This is a genomic window from Actinoplanes sp. ATCC 53533 (assembly GCF_003947245.1).
In genome coordinates, this window is record NZ_QHHV01000003.1 from 1 (window position 1) to 18,977 (window position 18,977).

At 71.7% G+C, this 18,977-nt stretch carries 15 protein-coding genes and 1 pseudogene; 9 read left to right on the plus strand and 7 right to left on the minus strand.

From position 1 onward, the window contains the following. From DMB66_RS00270 to DMB66_RS00280, 3 genes and pseudogenes are all read left to right on the plus strand, one after another. Positions 1-724: pseudogene (locus tag DMB66_RS00270) on the plus strand (carbohydrate ABC transporter substrate-binding protein); the annotation flags it as partial. A gap of 116 nt (positions 725-840) precedes the next feature. Next, positions 841-1,782 (plus strand): carbohydrate ABC transporter permease, encoded by a 942-nt coding sequence (locus tag DMB66_RS00275; protein WP_199751630.1) that lies wholly within the window; start codon positions 841-843, stop codon positions 1,780-1,782. Then, complete coding sequence (locus DMB66_RS00280; protein WP_125801941.1) at positions 1,779-2,696, plus strand: carbohydrate ABC transporter permease; 918 nt, start codon at positions 1,779-1,781, stop codon at positions 2,694-2,696. Before DMB66_RS00275 ends, DMB66_RS00280 begins: the two co-directional genes overlap by 4 nt. Before the next feature lie 67 nt (positions 2,697-2,763). Here DMB66_RS00280 and DMB66_RS00285 read toward each other — a convergent pair whose 3' ends face one another. From DMB66_RS00285 to DMB66_RS00300, 4 genes are all read right to left on the minus strand, one after another. Beyond that, positions 2,764-5,181 (minus strand): glycogen/starch/alpha-glucan phosphorylase, encoded by a 2,418-nt coding sequence (locus tag DMB66_RS00285; RefSeq protein ID WP_233624182.1) that lies wholly within the window; start codon positions 5,179-5,181, stop codon positions 2,764-2,766. A 123-nt stretch (positions 5,182-5,304) separates the two neighbouring features. Beyond that, complete coding sequence (locus DMB66_RS62340; RefSeq protein WP_199751595.1) at positions 5,305-5,943, minus strand: hypothetical protein; 639 nt, start codon at positions 5,941-5,943, stop codon at positions 5,305-5,307. Between the two features lie 99 nt (positions 5,944-6,042). Next, positions 6,043-7,968, minus strand: coding sequence for an ATP-binding protein (locus DMB66_RS00295; protein ID WP_125801943.1), 1,926 nt, complete (start codon positions 7,966-7,968; stop codon positions 6,043-6,045). Between the two features lies 1 nt (position 7,969). Then, on the minus strand, positions 7,970-9,580 hold the full coding sequence (locus tag DMB66_RS00300) for an ATP-binding protein (RefSeq protein WP_125801944.1): 1,611 nt from the start codon (positions 9,578-9,580) through the stop codon (positions 7,970-7,972). A 407-nt stretch (positions 9,581-9,987) separates the two neighbouring features. Between DMB66_RS00300 and DMB66_RS00305 the strand changes: the two genes are divergently transcribed. The 3 genes from DMB66_RS00305 to DMB66_RS00315 all read left to right on the plus strand — a co-directional run bounded on the left by DMB66_RS00305 (position 9,988) and on the right by DMB66_RS00315 (position 13,754). After that, complete coding sequence (locus tag DMB66_RS00305; RefSeq protein WP_125801945.1) at positions 9,988-10,623, plus strand: DUF6230 family protein; 636 nt, start codon at positions 9,988-9,990, stop codon at positions 10,621-10,623. An 83-nt stretch (positions 10,624-10,706) separates the two neighbouring features. Beyond that, positions 10,707-12,293 (plus strand): DUF6114 domain-containing protein, encoded by a 1,587-nt coding sequence (locus DMB66_RS00310; RefSeq protein ID WP_125801946.1) that lies wholly within the window; start codon positions 10,707-10,709, stop codon positions 12,291-12,293. A 27-nt stretch (positions 12,294-12,320) separates the two neighbouring features. Next, positions 12,321-13,754 (plus strand): nitroreductase family protein, encoded by a 1,434-nt coding sequence (locus tag DMB66_RS00315; RefSeq protein ID WP_233624183.1) that lies wholly within the window; start codon positions 12,321-12,323, stop codon positions 13,752-13,754. Positions 13,755-13,766: 12 nt separating this feature from the next. Here DMB66_RS00315 and DMB66_RS00320 read toward each other — a convergent pair whose 3' ends face one another. Next, on the minus strand, positions 13,767-14,165 hold the full coding sequence (locus DMB66_RS00320; protein WP_125801947.1) for a DUF1992 domain-containing protein: 399 nt from the start codon (positions 14,163-14,165) through the stop codon (positions 13,767-13,769). An 88-nt stretch (positions 14,166-14,253) separates the two neighbouring features. After that, on the minus strand, positions 14,254-14,934 hold the full coding sequence (locus tag DMB66_RS00325) for a TetR/AcrR family transcriptional regulator C-terminal domain-containing protein (RefSeq protein ID WP_125801948.1): 681 nt from the start codon (positions 14,932-14,934) through the stop codon (positions 14,254-14,256). A gap of 84 nt (positions 14,935-15,018) precedes the next feature. Here DMB66_RS00325 and DMB66_RS00330 point away from each other — a divergent pair, with 84 nt between their 5' ends. Further along, positions 15,019-15,795: a DUF4386 domain-containing protein gene (locus DMB66_RS00330; RefSeq protein ID WP_125801949.1), complete on the plus strand. Its 777-nt coding sequence runs from the start codon at positions 15,019-15,021 to the stop codon at positions 15,793-15,795. On the opposite strand, the gene DMB66_RS00335 is transcribed toward DMB66_RS00330, so the two are convergent. Then, positions 15,691-16,746, minus strand: a complete 1,056-nt coding sequence (locus DMB66_RS00335) for an isocitrate lyase/phosphoenolpyruvate mutase family protein (RefSeq protein ID WP_233624184.1) — start codon at positions 16,744-16,746, stop codon at positions 15,691-15,693. The genes DMB66_RS00330 and DMB66_RS00335 overlap by 105 nt on opposite strands. Here DMB66_RS00335 and DMB66_RS00340 point away from each other — a divergent pair. Further along, complete coding sequence (locus DMB66_RS00340; RefSeq protein WP_125801950.1) at positions 16,697-17,383, plus strand: helix-turn-helix transcriptional regulator; 687 nt, start codon at positions 16,697-16,699, stop codon at positions 17,381-17,383. The genes DMB66_RS00335 and DMB66_RS00340 overlap by 50 nt on opposite strands. A gap of 408 nt (positions 17,384-17,791) precedes the next feature. Continuing rightward, complete coding sequence (locus DMB66_RS00345; RefSeq protein WP_125801951.1) at positions 17,792-18,763, plus strand: hypothetical protein; 972 nt, start codon at positions 17,792-17,794, stop codon at positions 18,761-18,763. The last annotated feature ends 214 nt before the right edge of the window (positions 18,764-18,977 follow it).

Consider the following 18,977-nt stretch of genomic DNA (forward strand, 5'->3'; position numbering starts at 1 on the left):
CATCGGCAGCGGTGAGGCGACCGGCTGGCCGCTCACCGACTGGCAGGAAGACATGATGCTCCGGCTCTACGGCCCGGAGACGTACGACAAGTGGGTCAACCACGAGATCCCGTTCAACGGCCCCGAGTCGACGGCGGCGCTGGACGCGGTGGGCGCCTACCTGAAGAACCCGGCGTACGTGAACGGCGGCCTGGGCGACGTCAAGAGCATCGCCACGACCACCTTCCAGGACGGCGGCCTGCCGATCCTCGAGGGCACCTGCTCGCTGCACCGCCAGGCCAGCTTCTACGCGGCCAACTTCCCGAAGGAGACGAAGGTCGCCGAGGACGGCGACGTCTTCGCCTTCTACCTGCCGGGCAAGGACGCGGCGACCAAGCCGGTGCTCGGTGGCGGCGAGTTCAACGTGGCGTTCGCGGACCGTCCGGAGGTCAAGGCCTTCCAGACGTACCTGTCGACCGACACCTGGGCGAACATCAAGGCCAAGGGCTCGCAGGGCTGGGTCAGCGCCAACAAGCAGCTGGACCCGAACAACCTGAGCAACCCGGTCGACAAGCTGGCCGCCACGATCCTGCTCGACCCGAAGGCGTCGTTCCGCTTCGACGGCTCGGACCAGATGCCGGCGGCCGTGGGCTCCAACGCCTACTGGAAGCAGACGACGAGCTGGATCACCGGACAGGACACCAAGACGACGGTGGACAACATCGAAAAGGCTTGGCCCAAGTGATCTGAATCTTCACCCCGGGGCCGGTCGCCACTTGGCGGCCGGCCCCACCGCTCTCCCGAGGAGGTACGGGTCGCGTGTTCGACACCGCCGACACCACCGCCGAGAAGTTCACGCAGATGTTCGCTGCGATCCTTCTCTTCGCCGCGGTCGTGGGCATCATCCTGTTCATCGCGGGCCGCTTCGGCGGCCGCCGCGGTGACCGCATCGTCGCTTATTCCTATCTCGCCCCGACGCTGATCCTGCTGCTCGTCGGGCTCGTCTACCCCGGTTTCCGGACGATCTACCAGTCGTTCTTCGACGCGGCCGGCAGCGCCTTCATCGGCATCGACAACTACGCGACGATCTTCACCGACGCCGACCAGCTCACGGTGCTGCGCAACACCGTCTTCTGGGTCGTGGTGACGCCGTTCGTGGCCACCGCGGTCGGCCTGCTCTACGCCATCCTGGTGGACAAGGCCAAGATGGAGTCGTTCGCCAAGTCGCTGATCTTCCTGCCCATGGCGATCTCGTTCGTGGGCGCGTCGATCATCTGGGGTTTCGTCTACGCGTACCGGCCCGACCAGGCCAACGTGAAGCAGATCGGCCTGCTCAACCAGGTGCTGGTCTGGGTGGGTGGCACGCCGCAGCAGTGGCTGGTGGACTCGCCGCTCAACACGTTCCTGTTAATCGTGGTGATGATCTGGATCCAGGCCGGCTTCGCGATGACCGTGCTCTCGGCGGCGATCAAGGCCATCCCGGACGACATCATCGAGGCCGCCCGCCTCGACGGCGTGGGCCCGTGGGGCATGTTCCGCTTCGTCACCCTGCCGGCCATCCGCCCGGCGGTGGTGGTCGTGCTGACCACCATCGGCATCGGCACCCTCAAGGTCTTCGACATCGTGCGCACGATGACCGGCGGCCAGTTCAACACCAGCGTCATCGCGAACGAGTTCTACAGCCAGAGCTTCCGCAGTGACAACCAGGGCCTCGGCTCCGCGCTCGCGGTGCTGCTGTTCCTGCTGGTCATCCCAATCGTCGCCTACAACATCCGGCAGATCCGCAGTTCGGAGGCGCTATGACCACCACCGCCCCGCTGGAGGAGGCACCGCCCCCGCTGGTAGCCGACAAGGTGACCGCGGCCTCGGTCGCCAAGAAGAAGCTGACCTCGCCCTGGGCCTCGCTCGCGGCGCTGATCATCGCGGTGCTCTGGACGCTGCCGACGTTCGGATTGCTGGTGTCGTCGTTCCGCCCCGAGCGGGCGATCAAGACGACGGGCTGGTGGACGTTCTTCTCCGACCCGACCGTCACCCTGGACAACTACCGGGCCGTGCTGGACTCGGAGGACGGCGCCGGCCTCGGCTCGTTCTTCGTGAACTCGCTGGTGATCACCATCCCCTCGGTGCTCATCCCGATGAGCCTGGCCTGCCTGGCGGCGTACGCGTTCGCCTGGATCAAGTTCCCCGGCCGCAACATCCTGTTCCTGGCGATCTTCGCCCTGCAGATCGTGCCGCTGCAGGTGACCCTGATCCCGCTGCTCACGCTCTATGTGGACGCGGGCCTGGCGAACACGTTCTGGACCATCTGGATCTCGCACTCCATCTTCGGCCTGCCGCTGGCGATCTACCTGCTGCACAACTTCATGCGGGAGATCCCGGCCACCCTGCTGGAGGCGGCCCGGGTGGACGGCGCGGGCCACGTGTCGATCTTCTTCCGGGTCCTCCTGCCGCTGCTGCGGCCGGCCCTGGCGGCGTTCGGCATCTTCCAGTTCCTCTGGGTGTGGAACGACCTGCTGGTCGCCCTCACCTTCGCCGGCGGCGGCGATGCCGTCGCCCCGATCACCGTGGCACTGGCAAACCTCAGCGGCACCCGAGGCACGGCCTGGCACCTGCTCTCCGCGGGCGCCTTCGTGTCGATCCTGGTGCCGGTCACCATCTTCCTGGTGCTCCAGCGCTACTTCGTCCGCGGCCTGCTCGCGGGCAGCGTCAAGGGCTGACCCGGCCCGGCGGCGGGCCCGTGACCGCACTCGCGGTCACGGGCCCGCTGTCGTCGCGGCCGCCGGGTCAGCTGTCGGCGCGCACCGGGGTGACGTGCCAGATGTCGCGGCAGTAGTCCCGCACGGTGCGGTCGGCCGAGAAGAAGCCGCTGCGCGCGGTGTTCAGGATCGACGAGCGGGTCCAGGACTCCTGGTCGCGCCAGGCCCGGGCCACCTCGTCCTGGCAGTCCACGTACCCGCGGTAGTCGGCCAGGGTCAGGTACTCGTCGCGGTCCAGCAGGTCGTCGACGATCTCCTTGTCGTAGCCGGCCACCGTGTCGAGGACCTCCCGCAGCTCGGTGTCCCGGTCGTAGTACATCCGCGGCACGTAACCCCGCTTCTCCAGGGCGGTCACCCCGGTGATGTCCAGGCCGAAGAGGAAGAAGTGCTCCGCGCCGACCCGGTCGCGGATCTCCACGTTCGCGCCGTCCAGGGTGCCGATGGTGAGGGCGCCGTTGAGGGCCAGCTTCATGTTGCTGGTCCCGGAGGCCTCCTTGCCGGCCAGCGAGATCTGCTCGGACAGGTCCGCGGCCGGGATGATCACCTGAGCCCGGGAGACGTTGTAGTCCGGCAGGAAGACCATTCTCAGGTACGGCGAGACGGCCGGGTCCTCGTTGACCAGGTCGGCGACCGAGTTCGCCAGCCGCATGATCCGCTTGGCCGCGTAGTAGCCGGGCGCCGCCTTGCCGCCGAACACGATCGAGCGGGGCACCACGTCCGCGACCTCACCGCGCCGGATGCGGTGGTACAGGGCGACCACGTGCAGCACCCGCAGCAACTGGCGCTTGTACTCGTGGAAGCGCTTGATCATCACGTCGCAGAGCGCGTCCGGATCGAGCACCACGCCCGTCACCGCCAGGACCTCCGCGGCCAGGTCCTCGCGGTTGAGCCGCTTCACCGCCCGCCACCGCTCGCGGAAGCCGGGGTCGTCCGCGGCGGACTCGAGCTGCGACAACCGGTCCAGGTCGGTCAGCCAGCCGGCGTCGCCGAGCCGCTCGGTGATCAGGCCGGACAGCCGCGGGTTGGCCAGCCGCATGAAGCGGCGCGGCGAGATGCCGTTGGTGACGTTGTGGAAGCGCCCGGGCCACAGCTCGGCGAAGCCGTGCAGGGTCGTGGCGGCCAGCAGCCGCGAGTGCAGTTCCGCGACGCCGTTGACCGCCGAGCTGCCCACGACGGCCAGGTGCGCCATCCGGACCCGCTGCTCGGCGCCCTCCTGGATGATCGACAGCTCGCGCAGCTTGGCGTCGTCGCCGGGATAGCGGGCGGCGACCTCCCGCAGGAACAGGTGGTTGATCAGGAAGATGATCTCCATGTGCCGCGGCAGCAGCCGCCGCACCAGCGCCACCGGCCAGGTCTCCAGGGCCTCGGGCAGCAGCGTGTGGCAGGTGTAGGCGAAGGTGCGCCGGGTGATCGCCCAGGCCCGGTCCCACTCCAGGCCCTCCTCGTCGACCAGCATCCGCATCAGCTCGGCGATCGCCATCACCGGGTGCGTGTCGTTGAGCTGGATGACCACCTTGCCGGCGAAGGCGTCCCAGTCGCTGTTGCGCAGCCGGAAGCGCCGCACGATGTCGCGCAACGCGCAGGTGACCAGGAAGTGCTGCTGCTTGAGGCGCAGCTCGCGGCCGAGCTCGGTGCTGTCGTCCGGGTAGAGGACCTTGCTGATGTTCTCCGAGCGGACGATCTCCTCGACCGCCTCGCCGTACTGGCCGGCGCCGAAGCGGGACAGGTCGAAGGACTCCCGGCTGGCCCGGGCTCGCCACAGCCGGATGATGTTGACCGTGCTGGTCCCGTGCCCCGGCACCAGCATGTGGCTGGGCTCGCCCAGCACGATCTCGCCGGGCACCCAGCTCTTGCGCACGCCCTCCAGCGGCTCGACGTGACCGTAGAAGCCGACCGTCTGCTGGTCGTCGGAGGCGTGGAACTCCCACGGGTTGCCGTAGAAGGCCCAGTCGTCGGGGCGCTCGACCTGGCCGCCGTCCTGGAACGCCTGTTTGAAGATGCCGAAGTCGTAGCGGATGCCGTAGCCGACCGCCGGGATGTCCTGGGTCGCCATGGCGTCCAGCAGGCAGGCCGCGAGCCGGCCCAGGCCGCCGTTGCCCAGGCCGGGCTCGATGTCGAGGGCGACCAGGTCGGGCAGCGACAGCCCGAGGCCGTCCAGGGCGCGGCGGGCGCACTCCTCGGTGCCGGAGTAGAGCAGGTTCTGGTCGAGCTGCTTGCCGAGCATGTACTCGGCCGACAGGTAGTAGATGAATCGCGGGTTGGCCCGGTAGTGGGCGGCCGCCGTCCGGATGTAGCGGTCGACCAGCCGGTCCCGCACGGTGAGCGCCAGCGAGTGGTACGCGTCCTGGGAACTGGCCGACTCCAGCGTCGTACCCCGCTGGTAGTAGAGGTTGCTGAGCAGGTCACGCCCGAAGTCGCCGGGCGTGTCGCCGGAATGCGACGTCACGTAAGGCACGGCAATGGTTCCCTCCCCGACGGTGATCCGCCGTCCTTCGACGGTCTCACGGGGAGTATCGACGCTCAGCGGAAACGCCCCGCTCCGTGGTGCGGAACGGGGCGTTTCACGGCCTTAGTCGGACAAGTCGTCGAGGATTTCCTCCGCCGGGTCCTCGCTGGGCTCGTCGCCCGGGCTGGGGCTGGCGCTCGGCGTGGGGTCCTCGGTGGGCGTGGGGTCCGCGGTCGGTTCCTCGGTGGGTTCCTCCGTCGGCTCCTCGGTCGGGGTGGGGTCGACGGTGGGTTCCTCGGTGGGCGTGGGGTCCACGGTCGGGGTGGGGCTGGGGGTGACCACGGGCTTCTTCCGCTGCGTGACCTGGACCCTGGCCGCCGTGTAGGTCCCGGCGCTGTACCTGCCGGTGACGGTGATCCTCGCGCCCACGGCGACCGCCGCCAGCGTCACCCGCTTGCCGTTGATCACCACGCGAACGGCCGCCGGCACGGTCACGGTCACGGTCTTCCTGCGCACGTCCCGCGTGCCACCCGTCGCCAGCAGCGTCACGGTCCCGGCGGCGGCGTCGACGGCGGTGACCTTGCCGATCGCGGCGAACGGCGTCCGGACGGCCTTCTTGGTCTTGACCGGCTTCGGCTTGGCCTTCTGCACGGCGGCCGGCCTGGAGCCGGGCTGGGCGAAGGCGACGGTGGCCGTGCCGGCGGCCGGAACGAGGATCCCGGCGGCCAGCAGGGCGGCGACAGCAGTACGACGCAGACGCATCGGGACATCTCCTTGGTCGGGGGTGAACTCATCCTGGGCACTCCGGGGTGCGGAACGGTGCCCGGCACGGGTGCGGGCCGGTTGCGGATGGGCACCGGGTCAGGCCGGCTGCTCCGCCTCCACGGCCGGCAGCGTCACGGTGAAGGTGCTGCCCCGGCCCAGCTGGGACTCCGCCAGCACCGTGCCGCCGTGCTCGGCCACGATGTTGCGGACGATCGCCAGGCCCAGCCCGGAGCCCTGCACCGCCCGGTCCATCGCGTTCACCGCGCGGTGGAACGGGGTGAACAGGCCGGCCAGGTCCGCCTCCGGGATGCCGATCCCGGTGTCGGTCACGGTCAGCACCGCCGCGGTGCCCACCGCCCGCAGCCGGTAGCCGATCGCACCGCCGGGACCGGTGAACTTCATCGCGTTGTCCAGCAGGTTGCGCAGCACCCGCTCGAGCTGCCGGACATCACCGTCGACCCAGACCTCGTCCGCCTCGCCGGTCAGGGTGAGCTCGCGGCCGCGCGCCCGCGGCTCGAACTCGGCCCGCACCGTGGCGGCCACCTCGGCGAGGTTCACCCGGGCCACCGACTCGCCGACGGTGTTGTTCGCCCGGTCGAGCAGCAGCAGGTCGGCGACCGTGTCGTTCAGCCGGTGCGCGTTGCGCAGGATCGCGGTCACACCGCGCTGCTGCAGCGGCGACAGGTTGCCGCCGTCGCCGTCGGCGAGCATCTCGGTGTAGCCCAGGATGCTGGTCAGCGGCGTGCGCAGCTCGTGCGTCACGGTGGCGACGAAGGCGTCCTTGCGCTCGTCGAGCACCCGCAGCTCGGTGATCAGCCGGGACTGGCGGTGGTGCAGGCGCTGCTGGCGGACGTCGTGGTCGATCTCGCGGGCCACGGTGGCGAGCAGGCGCCGCTCGTCCGCCGTCCAGTCCGGCCGGTCGTGGCGTACGACGTAGATGAGCCCGGGCGGGCAGTCCGCGTCGCCGCCCAGCGGCACGGCCACGCCGCCCTGGACGTGCGGCACGACCCGTACCGCGCCGGCCGCCCCGGCCAGCACGTCCCGCACGGTCCGCGACGACAGCGACGGCGCGCCCGCGGGCCAGCACACGTCGACGCCGTCGGCGGCGCCGATGGAGATCTTGCTGTGCACCGCGTCGGCGCCGAGCGCCCGGCCGATGAGCTCGGCGATCCTGCGGGCGGTCCCGACCGGATCGGCGTTCTCGCGCAGCGCGACCGCGACCGCCTGGCGCAGTTCGGTACGGGCCACCCGGGCCTCGTCCTCGGCGAGCAGCCGCTCCGTCTCGGCGGCCAGGTGGTTGAGGGTGCCGATGACGGCGCGCATCTCCCCCGGCCCGGCCGGCACCGCCCGCACGGACAGCTCCCCGGCGGCCAGCCGCTGCAGGGTCACCCGGATGTGCTCCAGCGGGGCCAGCAGCAGCCGGCGCGCGACCGAGGCGAGCAGCAGCGTCACGGCCAGCACGGAGATCGCCAGCAGCGCGAAGAGGATCTGGGCCAGCCGCGCCGCGCGCCGGTTCGCCGCGACGACCCGGCGCTGGTCGGCCAGCAGGGCCCGGTCGACGGCCGCGTTCGCGGCCCGGACCGCGTCGAACAGCTCCTTGCCCCGGCCGGACAGCGAGCGGCCGCGTTCGGCGGCGCCGGCGTCGACCACCGGGTACGCGAAGGCGTACAGCCACTGGGACGCGGCGGTACGCTCCACGCCGAGCAGCCGGAGCGTGGTCACCTTGGTGGTGCGGGCGCCGGCCGCGTCCAGCGAGGCGAACACGCCCACGCGCCCCTGGTCGTACGGCTGGAGAAAGCTCCGGTCCCCGGTGAGCTGGAAGCCGCGCACGCCGGTCTCCGCGTCGGTCATGTGTTGCAGGACGGCGCTGTTGGCGTCCCGGGCCGCCTGCACCCGGGCGACCCGCCGCTCGTGCCGGCTCTGCAGGCTGTCGGTGACCAGGAACTGGATCACGACGACAGCGACGAACAGCAGCAGGACCGCGATGACGCCCGCGTCGACCCGGGCCCTGACCGAGGCCACCTCAGGCGCCCGGCAGGGTGAAGGAGATCGTGGTACCGCCGCCGGGCGCGGTGTCGGCCCAGATCCGGCCGCCGTGCCGGGTGACGATCCGCTCGCAGGTCGAGAGCCCGACGCCGTGCCCGACGTGGCCGCCCGGCTCGACCCGGGCGAACATCTCGAACACCCGGCGGCGGTGATCGGCCGGAATGCCGACGCCGTTGTCGCTGACGGCGACGACCCACTCCCCTTCCACTCGCCGGGCGCCCACCTCGACGCGGCAGTCCCGGTCCGGATCGCGGTATTTCACGGCGTTGCCGATCAGGTTCTGCAGCAACTGGCGCAGCAGGGTGGGGTCGCAGACGAGGGTGGCCGGCGGCGTGGTGACGCGGACCGTCGCGCCGCTCTCGCGGAGCCGGTCGCGCAGATCCATCAGGGCCTGGTCGACGATCTCGCCGAGGTCGGCGTCCTCGCGCCGGCACGGGCCGCTGCCCGCGCGGGCGTACATCAGCAGCGACTCGATCAGCGCCTGCATCCGGCGCACGGCCCGCATCGCCGAGGTGATCCACTTGTGGCCGCGCTCGTCGAGCTCCGTGGTGTAGTGGTCGCCGAGCAGCTCCAGGTAGCCGTAGACGACCCCCAGGGGCGAGGCCAGGTCGTGGCTGACCACCGCGGCGAACTGCTCAAGCTCGCCGTTGGAGCGCAGCAGCTCGGCGTGGGCCGCCTCCAGGGCGCGCTGCCGCGCACGGTCGGCGGTGACGTCGGCCATCGCCACGACGGCGCCGAGCGGGGTGCCGTCGACGGCGGTGAGGGCCCGGCCCTCGGCGATGACGTGCCGCGACCGCCGGTCGGCGTCCTGGATGATCAGCTCGGCGCCGCGGACCGTGTCCCCGTGCAGCGCGCGCAGCAGCGGGATCTCCGCGCCCGGCAGCGGGGTGACCCCGTCGGTGCGGAAGAGCCGGTAGCGGTCGGCGAAGTCGCTCGGCTCCACCGAGGGATCGGCGTCGAGGCTGTGCCAGTCGCGGGCGGCGCGGTTGAACAGGGCGAGATGCCCGGAGGGGTCCGCGGCGACGACGGCGACCTCGATGGTCTCCAGCACGGCGTCGGTGAACTGCTTGCGGGCCTCGGCCTCGGCGGCCAGTTCGGCGTTGATCCGGGCCTGCCGGCGGCGCTCGAACAGCGCGAGGATGACCTCGGCCAGATCCTTGAGGCGGGCGGTCTGCTCGCCGGTCAGCTCACCGGGCACCGAGTCGAAGACGCACAGCGTGCCCAGCGCGTGCCCGTCCAGGGTGACCAGCGGCGCGGAGGCGTAGAACCGCACGTCGCCGCGCACGCCGGTGACCCAGGGGTTGTCCCGGTAGGTGGGGTCGGCGCTGGCGTCCCGGACGTGGACGAACTCGGCGGCCGGCAACCGTACGGCGCACATCGAGTCGGCCCGCGCGGAGTCGCCGCCGGTGAAGCCCGCGGTGGTGAGCTGGCACTGGCGGTGCTCGTCGATGAGGTTCAGCGTCGCGGTGGGCACCCCGGCGACCATCGCGGCGACCCGGACGACGGCCTCGAGTTCGCCACCGGCAGGCGCGTCGAGCACGCGGTACTCGTGCAGAGCCGCCAAGCGCTGCTGCTCGTCTGGACCCACTACCCGTTCCCCTCCGCGCGGGACGCACCCTCATGACCCCCTTCGGCAGGTATTGCCATGACTTGAACCGATGATCCCCGCACGCCGGGTGCACAGACCTGAGAGCTTCCTGAAAGTTGTTACCGATCCGTAACTAAACGGAGACGTATACATGTGGTGACCGTCACAGGCCCATCCATCGACCGATGTGTCCATTTGCGACCGATCTCGCGGACTCTGGCCCAACCCGAGATCACCCTCGGTAATCAAACAGGAAACTGGATGGTTACTGGTCAGTAGCCCGGACTCTTGTCCTCATCCCCCGACAGAGGCAACATTTCCCGCACGTTACCGACGGCCGCATCGACGGGTCTTTATGCCAACGGCCGACCTGAGCGCAGCTGTTCCTGTTCCTACAAGGAGGATCCGTGCAGGATTCGCAAGGCGATCCGGCCTACGGTCGCACCAACTGGCGCCGTTTCGTCGTGGCGGTGACGGTGCCCGCCGCAGCCGCCGGCGCCTTGGTCTTCGGCCTGGCCAACGGCGCGTTCGCCGCCTCGTTCGCCATCTCCGGCCAGCCGTTCAAGATCTCGGCCGACAAGCTCGACGGCACCGGATTCGCGCAGTACGGCGGCCAGCTGCAAACCGCCAAGGAGGGCGACGCGGACGTCCCGGTCGCCATGTCGGGCATCGCCTCGGCGAAGCTCTACAACCTCTGCCAGTCGGTCCGGGCTCCCGGTTCGCCGGTCAGCCTGACCATCCGGGCCGGCCGCGACCCCGACTCCCCGGCGAAGGCGACGAACCTGCTGATCGGCATGTCCGAGCTCAACGGCAACGCGGAGTTCACCGACATCAACATCGGCCAGGACGCGTCGACCCTCGGCCAGGGCGGCCCCGACGCCCAGGGCGCCGTCGGCGCGTTCGGCCAGGAGGCCGGCCGCGTCGTGATCACGGATCTGAAGCAGACCGCGGTCTCCACCACGGCCGGCACCTTCACGCTGACCGGCCTCACCCTGAAGCTCAACTTCCCGGGCCGGGACGGCAATCCGCCGGAGTGTTTCTGAGGTAGTACCGGGGCCCGCGGAGCTCACCGCCCGCGGGCCCCAGCCATGCCGGGGGCCCAGCACGACTTTCTCTGGAGGAGTACGTGGCAACGACCAACGCGCCGGACGGCGGTTTCCGCCGCTGGCGGCGAAGCAGGCCTTTCTGGGGCGGCCTGCTGCTCCTGATCGCCGGGCTGGAGCTGTTCCTCAGCGCCAACATGACCCTCGGCGATCTCGAGGTCCACATGGGCCCGGAGGGCTTCCTGTCCTACCTGCTCCCGCTGCTGCTCATCCTCACCGGGCTGCTGAGCGTGGTGACCCCGGGGCAGCGCCTGTTCTACGGCGTCCTCGGGCTGCTCACCGCGGTGTACTCGCTGGTCGGGCTCAACCTCGGCGGCTTCGGGATCGGCATGATGGTCGGCATCGTCGGCGGTGCGCTGGTGCTCGCCTGGGCGCCCACCCCGACCAAGCCGCAGGCGGCCGCGCCCGTGGAGTCCGACGAGGAGCCCGCGACCCAGGACGCCCCCGAGGAGAACCCGCGGCCGCAGCCGTACGGGCACGACCCGGCGGCGACCATGATCGTGCCCGGCTTCCCCGGCGGCGATGAGACCGCACCCCTCCGCCCGGCGCACCAGCCGGAGCAGTTTCCCACCGAACCGGCGTACCCCGGCGAGGAGCACCCGCCGCGGCCACCCTCCAGCGGCATCCCCCGCAAGACCTTCGTCATCACCCTGGTCCCGCTGGTGCTGACCGCCGCCGTGCTGATCGCCGGCAGCCAGACCCCGGCCCGCGCGGCCGTCGAGTGCCCCGAGGGCCTGCCGTCGCGCCCGGCCGCCGCCGCGAAAAAGGAAGCGGTCCGGCAGTCCCCGGCTGCGAAGAAGACCCCGAAGGCCAAGGCCAAGGCCAAGCCCTCGCCCTCCACCGCTGCCCCTGCCTCGGCCGCGCCGACCGCGTCGGCCACCGACGGCACCGGCAACCCGATCGTCGACGGCTGGAACGGGTTCGTCGAGGGCGTCGGCGACCTGCTGGGCATCGGCGGCGAGGAGGAGGCCGAGCCCACCCCCGACCCGAGCACGGCACCCGAGGCTCCGGCGACCCCCGAGCCGACCGCCTCCGCCGGCCCGTCCGCCCCCACGCACGCCCCGTCCGGCAAGCCCGGGGAGTCCACGTCCCCCACCCCGGGCGCCTCGTCAGGCTCGGCGTCACCGTCCCCGACGCCGAGCCTGCCGGACGTGCCCTGCCTGGGCCCGCGCGTCTTCAAGGAGGCCGGCCCGGACGACATCCCCGTGGTGTCGGCGAAGGGCAGCACCCTCGAGACCAAGTCGCTGACGATGTACAACTCCACCTACGACGGCGTGATCGAGCTCGACACCACCAAGGGCAAGGTGGCCGCGCTGAAGTTCAGCATGACCAAGGCGGTGAACGAGCCGTTCACGCTGACCGTTCCCGAGCCCGGCGGCCTCACCACGCTGATCAAGAGCAACAAGCTGACCACCGACGGCAACGTGCGCTTCTACACCCCCGAGTTCAAGGGCAAGCTGTTCGGCGTCATCCCCGTGACGTTCACCCCCGAGTCGCCGCCGCCGCTGACGCTGCCGGTGCTCTGGTTCACCGACGTCGAGATCAACCTGGCCTTCGTCCGCTGCGACACCCTCACCGGCGAGCCCCTGAAGGTCACCGAGAAGGCTTAGGCGGCGCCGGTCGGGCAGGATGGCCCCGTGAACATCGACAGCGGGGCCGGGCTGCTGCACCGGCTGACCTCGTACGTTCCGGGCCGCGAGTGGGACGTGCCCGTCGACGATCCCCGGGTGCGCCATGATCTGGTGCCCAACGACCCGCGGACCCTGCCGCCGCCGGTCAAGGCCTACCCGGCCGGGGCCGAGCGCATCGTCCTGCCCCGCGACCTGCGTGATCCCGGCGCGAGCGCGACGTCCGTCCTGGCCGGCGCGCCGGCCCCGGCGCTGCCGCTGGACGCCGCGCAGCTCGGCCGCGTGCTCTTCCTCGGCGCCGGCGTGGTGCGCACGGCCGAGCGCGACGGGCGGCGGATCCTGTTCCGGGCGTCCGGCTCGGCCGGCGCCAGGTTCCCGCTGGAGCTCTACGCGAGCACGCGCGGCGTCGCGGGCATCCCGGACGGCGTGCACTGGTACGACCCCGAGCAGCACGCCCTCGTCACGATCGGCCCCGCGGCCACCGGCGCGGCCACCACCCTGATCGTGACCGGCGTGCCGTGGCGCACCGGCTGGCGGTACGCCGAACGCGGCTGGCGCCACCTCTACTGGGACGCGGGGACGGTGCTGGCCCAGTTGTCGGCTGCCGCGGACAGCGCCGGCCTGGCGCCCCGGCTCCGCTCGCTGTTCCCGGACGCCGCGGTCCGTACGCTGGTCGGCGCGGACGGTATGCACGAATATCCGCTCGCACTGCTCACCTTCGGCGACGACCGCCCGGCGATCGCATCCGGCGGCCCGGCGATCCCGGGCGAGTTGCCCGAGGTCGAGCTGCCGTTGTGCACGGCGGCCCAGCGTGCCGGCGACCGCGACGAGCTCGGCGAGCCCTGGCCGCGAGGGCCGGAGCTGCCGGATCATCCCCCGTCGGCCCCGCTCGACGAGGTGATCCGCCGGCGCGGCTCGCAACGCCGGATGGACCGCTCCCGGCACCTGCCGCGAACGGCATTGGACTGGCCGTTGACCGCGGCGCTGCGCGGGGTAGGGATACCGCACTGGGTGGCCGTGCACGGCGTCGACGGCGTGACGCCGGGGCTGTACCGCTGGCCCGACCTGTCCACCCCGCTGCGCGCGGGCGACCTGCGGGACGAACTGCTGCGCATCGCGCTGGACCAGGCCCTGGCCGGCGACGCGGGATACGTCGTCATCGCCGCCACCGAGCCGTCCGGGCTGGACGACCGCGGCTACCGCCGGGCCCAGCTCGAGGCCGGCCTGGTCGAGGGACGGCTGCACCTGGCGGCGTACGCCCTCGGCGCGAGCGCGACCGGCATGACCTTCCTCGACTCGGAGGTCCCGGCCCTGCTCGGCGAGAGCGCCGACCTGACCACCCTGCTCTTCACCTGCGTGGGCGTCCCGCAGTACGCCTCGCGGGCGGGTGGCACACCCGGCGCGCCGGTGGCGGTCCGGCCGGTCATCCCACGCCTGCGGTAGCCCTCACCCGCGTCAGGAGGCTCTGCGGGCGCGGCGCTCCCGCCAGCCCTCGACGGCCTTGTCGGCGTCGATCGGCGGCAGCAGCACAGGCGGGCCGTCGAGCAGCCCGGCCCGCGCCTTGCGGAGCTCCTCGTTGAGCCCGGCCACGTACGCCCGCACGTCACCCTCCGACGTGCGGCGGTCGATACTCTCGCGCAGATCCTGGGCCTCGCGGCGCAGGGCCAGCGTCGGCGGCAGCGCCCCGGCGGTGGCACCCTCGCGGCGCAACCAGTCCTTGACCCACCAGTCCTCGTCGTACTCCCGGCCGTGATCGCTCAACGGCTTGCCGGCGCCCGGGAGCCCGTCGAACTCGCCCCGCTCCTGGGCCTCACGAATCTCGCGATCGATACGCGACTCATACCAGCTCGCCATGCCGTCCAGTCTAGACCGCCCCACCTGCAGGACGCCCCACCTGCAGATCGCCCCGCCTCCAGGCCGCCGCGGCGAGCCGGTGAGCAGCTCAGACCGGCCTGGCGAAGCCGGCGAGCAGCCGCCGCAGCCCCCACACGTACTGCCCGGTGCCGACGTATGCGGCCAGCACGTCGGCGACGGCCGCGGTGCGCGGGAAGTGGTCGGCGGGCACGGCCGCGAAGGCCGCCCGGCGGGCCGCGATCCGGTCTTCCTCCGGGGCCAGCGGGCCCGGCTGGGGCACGTCGGCGACCTCCAGGGCGATCGCGCCGAGCACATAGGTGATCACCGCGTAGGAGGCGCGGGCGGCGTCCGAGGGTTCGAGGCCACCGTCGGCGAGGGCGTCGAGCAGCCGCTCGCCCAGCCGCAGCGCGTGCGGCCCGTCCATCGGCCCGCCGAGCAGCAGGGACACCGCGCCCGGGTGGGCGATCAGGCGGGCCCGCAGGTCGAGGGCGAGCGCCTCGATCCGCTCCTGCCAGGGCCGCTTGGCGTCGGCGAGCACGTCGTGGTCCATCTCGCCGAGCAGCCGCTCCACCAGCGCGCGGACGACGGCACTCTTGTCCGGAAAGTAGGTGTAGACCGCGTTCGGCGCCACGCCGACGGCCGCCGCGATGCGCCGGATCGAGGCAGCCTCGGCGCCGCCGATGTCGAGCAGGCCCAGGGCAGCGTCGAGGATCGCCTCCTCGGTCAGCGCCCGCCGCGGCCCCGGTCTGCGCCGGCCGGTATCCGTCACCACGCCCCCTTGACATTGTCTCTGCACACCGTACAGCATTAGCTCGTCCGCTAATACTGCACACCGTACAGGGATGGGTTTGTGATGGATCTTCACCGCACGACCGGGCTGCTCCTGGTGGGCGCTCCGCTCGCCTTCGCCACCGCCGCCACGGTTCTCTCCGCCAGCTTCGACTGGCCCGACATCCTGCGGGAGCCCGCCGCCGTCGTGCTCGCCGCCGCCGACGCGGGCGGCCCGGCCCTGACCTGGACGTGGTTCGCCACCGCCTGGACCTACGCGCTGCTCGGCGCACCGCTGCTCCTGCTCCCCGCGGCCCTGGGCCGCCGCGACGACGCCGTGCTGCGGGCGGCGACCACCGTCGGCGCCGCGTCCGTGCTGCTGTCGCTCGTCGGCTTCCTGCGCTGGGTCTTCGTCGTGCCGCCGCTGGCGCACACCTGGGCCACCGGCGACGCGACGGTCCGGGCCGCGACCGAGGCGGCATGGACGGCGCAACACCAGTTCGGCGGCGCGCTGCTCGGCGAGCACCTCGGCCAGGTCCTGGCGATCGGATGGTCCGTCGCGATCAGCATCGTGCTGCTGCGCACCCGGCTGCTGCCGGCCTGGACAGGCTGGGCCGGGCTCGGCGCGTCGGCGCTGTACCTGCTGAACCAGGGCGACGTGCTGGCCACCGCGATACCCGGCTTCCCGATCTGGGACGCAGCCGGCCTCGTCGGCAGCACCGCATGGATGCTGTGGATCGTCGCCCTCGGCGTGGCGCTACTGCTTCCCCGGTTGCTTCCCCGCCTGCTTCCCCGTTGCGAGGGCGTCGATCTCGGCGTAGCCGGGCAGCCCACCGGGACCAGGCTCACCACGAGCCACTGAGCGCGCCACGGCCACGGCGGCGCCAAGCGCGGCCCGGAAGAGCATCGAACCGGTGCTGACCCGGGCCACGCCAAGCGCGGCCAGCCGCGGCAAGGCCATGCCGGGCAACAGCAAGACATTCACCGGTACGCCCAAGGCAGCGGTCAGCGTACGAATCGAGTCGTCGCCGGCCAGCCCCGGGACGAACACCCCATCGGCACCCGCTTCAACGTAAACCAGCGCCCGGCGCACAGCCTCCTCAACCAAACCGACCTCCTCAACCTGGCCAGCCTCCTCAACCCGGCCCGACCCTGCCACCCGGCCCCGCCCGACCACCCCGCCCGACCCAGCCACCCCACCCTGACCGACCACTCCCCGCGACCCAGCCACCCCGCCCGACCCAGCCACCCGGCTCGATCCGAGCCAGTGGGTGTCGGTGCGGGCGTTGACGAACAGGTCCGGCACCCGGTTCTTGATCGCCGTGATCAGCGCGGCCTGCTCGGCGGCCGGAGCGAGGTGGCCACCGGCCCGGCCGTCCTCGATGTTGATCCCCACCGCACCGGCCGCGGCCAGGTAAGCGGCCAGGTCAGCGACGGCATCCGGACCGCCGCCGAAGCCACCCTCCACATCCACGGTGAGCAGCACCGGCAACCGGCCGAGCCGGCGCACCAGCGCGAGCGTCTCGTCCCGGCCGGCACCGCGCCCGTCGGGCAACCCGTGCGCGGCGGCCACACCGAGGCTGGTCGTACCGATCGCGGGGAAGCCCGCCGCCGCCAGCGCGGCGGCGGAGGCCACGTCCCAGGCATTGGGCAGCAGCAGCGGATCACCGGGAACGTGCAAGGCGCGAAAATCGGTCACCAGCGAACCGTACGGCCGGAACCCTTCGGCGCCGGCCGAAGCGTGGGCGTCGCAGAATGGCGGAATGACCGGTCCCGCGCTCGCCCGCCTCGCCGCCCTGCTGGCCGACGACACCCGTGCCACGTTCTGCCTGGCGCTGCTCGACGGCCGGGCGTGGACCGCGGGCGAGCTGGCCGGTCACGCCGGCGTGGCCCCGGCGACCGCGACCGGCCACCTGCACAAACTGGTCGCGGCGGGCCTGCTCACCGAGCAACGGCAGGGCCGGCACCGGTACGTGCGCCTGGCCGACGCACGAGTGGCCCAGCTCATCGAGGAGCTCGCCGCCCACCTGCCTCCGGTCGCCGCGCCGGCCCGGACCCTGCGCACCGCCACCGCCTCGGCGGCCCTGGCCCGCGGCCGAACCTGCTACGACCACCTGGCCGGGCGGCTCGGGGTGGCGGTCACCGACGCTCTCGAACGCACCGGCCGGCTCAGCCGCGCCACCGGATTCGCCTTCACCCCCGCCGGCCTGCGGTGGCTGGACGGCCTGGCACCAGTACGAGCGTCGCGGCGCCCACTGGCCCGGGGCTGCCTCGACTGGACGGAGCGCCGCGAGCACCTCGCCGGAGCCGGCGGCGCCGCGGTCTGCGAGCACCTGCTGGCCAGAGGCTGGGTCACCCGGGTCGGCACCGGCCGGGCCGTGCGAGTCACGCCGACGGGCTCGACAGCGCTGGCAGACCTGTTCGGCGCCGACCCCGCCTGGACGGCATGATCCCGGCACTGCGCATAGGGAAGCAGAGGGACCATTCCCGCCTCTGTCCAAGCGACAGACTGATGGGCTCCGGCGCACTCTCGTGGACCGTGACGCGGCATGTCGATCAAGCGGAGCAGTTGATCGGCACGACCACAGGAGACGGACAGCCAAGTGCCAGTGGGCGATTCTGACGGCCTACGCCGAACCCGACACATACAGCGCAAATTGCCCCATAGACATGACACCCCGCGACTACAGCATGTCACCGTTGACGCATAGCGACAACGCGGATCGCAGCATGAAAGTGCGCCTTTCTGGATCACCTTGCCGCCAATTCTCGCGGGTGTGACGCTGGTCATGGAATTGGCATGGCCGGTCATTGATAGGGGCCTGTGATCTTGGCTGGCGTGCGGAATAATTGGTGGCATGGGGCAGCTCCAGTTGTTTTCCCGGGCCGAGCTCGCGGGCCTGCGTGACCGGACGAAGGCACGCAATTATTCAGCGAGCCGTGACGAGTTTCGCCGCGATCATGAACGGCGCCGCGCGTGGGGTCTACAGCGTCGTCACGCCGAGCGGCTGCGACACGTCCGCGAGCAGCAGGCGGGCTGCTGGCCGGAAGATCTCCAGATCAAGCCCACCAGCTTCGAAACCGTCCGCCCGGGCCCGGGAGACCCCTTGCCCGTGAGTGCGGCGTCGCCTTCTCGTGCGGTGCGCAAGCCGGCACCGAGCCGCGACCCACAGACCGCCCAGGGAACGCAGGCCCGACCAGTCCAGCACCCCGGACCGATCGAGCAGGCCGAGCCAGCCGAGCAGGCCACGCGGGCCAAGCAGGCCAAGCAGACCGAGCCAGCCGAGCAGGCCACGCGGGCCAAGCAGACCGAGCCAGCCGAGCAGGCCACGCGGGCCAAGCAGGCCACGCGGGCCAAGCAGGCCGAGCAAACCGCGCAGACCGCGCAGACCGAGCCAGCCGAGCAGACCGAACAGGCCAAGCCAGCCGAGGAGATCGGGCAGGCCGAGGAGGTCGTGGCGTCCCGCTGCGGATCAAACAGCTCGCCATCGCCCGAGCCGCGCTCGCCACGATCAAGTCACGGTTGCCACCCCGGCACCCACGCCCGTCCTCGCTGCGAGCACGCATCCCGCAGCGCCTATGCGTCGGCTGCGGAGCGGGCCGGAGTCACCAACCCCGCACCCGCCCGCCAGGCCGCCCGTCCCGGACCGGGCAGGCGAACACCAAACCGGGCCTGGCCCGACCGGCAACGACCCGATACGCAGCAAAACCCCACCACCAAACACGCCTCGACCAGAACGCCACCCGGAAAGGCGATCGTGGCGTTTCCTTCGAACGTATTGAATCCTCGCCGAAATCCGCGACGACATTGTCAGCAGATCCCACCCTGAATCGTCGTCGCCCTTGCCACCGGACCATTCTCATCGGCACGACCGCGCGTCGGTCGCATCGGCTTTCCGTTACGTTTCGTAGCAGCCTGATCCTGGCGGATCCGGTGGGCGTTGCTGCCTCGGCAGCCGGCGCGCTTAGCATGGCCGTGTGCCAGCAGACTCTTGGCGGTTCCGGTCGGTGCGCGGCGTACGCCGGCCAGCGGTCGGGACTGAG

Bases quoted from the DNA above. Each gene is read 5' to 3' on its own strand.
- DMB66_RS00275 (WP_199751630.1), top strand. From the start codon at position 841: ATGTTCGCTGCGATCCTTCTCTTCGCCGCGGTCGTGGGCATCATCCTG.
- DMB66_RS00280 (WP_125801941.1), top strand. From the start codon at position 1,779: ATGACCACCACCGCCCCGCTGGAGGAGGCACCGCCCCCGCTGGTAGCC.
- DMB66_RS62340 (WP_199751595.1), bottom strand. From the start codon at position 5,943: ATGCGTCTGCGTCGTACTGCTGTCGCCGCCCTGCTGGCCGCCGGGATC.
- DMB66_RS00320 (WP_125801947.1), bottom strand. From the start codon at position 14,165: ATGGCGAGCTGGTATGAGTCGCGTATCGATCGCGAGATTCGTGAGGCC.
- DMB66_RS00330 (WP_125801949.1), top strand. From the start codon at position 15,019: ATGGATCTTCACCGCACGACCGGGCTGCTCCTGGTGGGCGCTCCGCTC.
- DMB66_RS00340 (WP_125801950.1), top strand. From the start codon at position 16,697: ATGACCGGTCCCGCGCTCGCCCGCCTCGCCGCCCTGCTGGCCGACGAC.
- DMB66_RS00345 (WP_125801951.1), top strand. From the start codon at position 17,792: ATGGGGCAGCTCCAGTTGTTTTCCCGGGCCGAGCTCGCGGGCCTGCGT.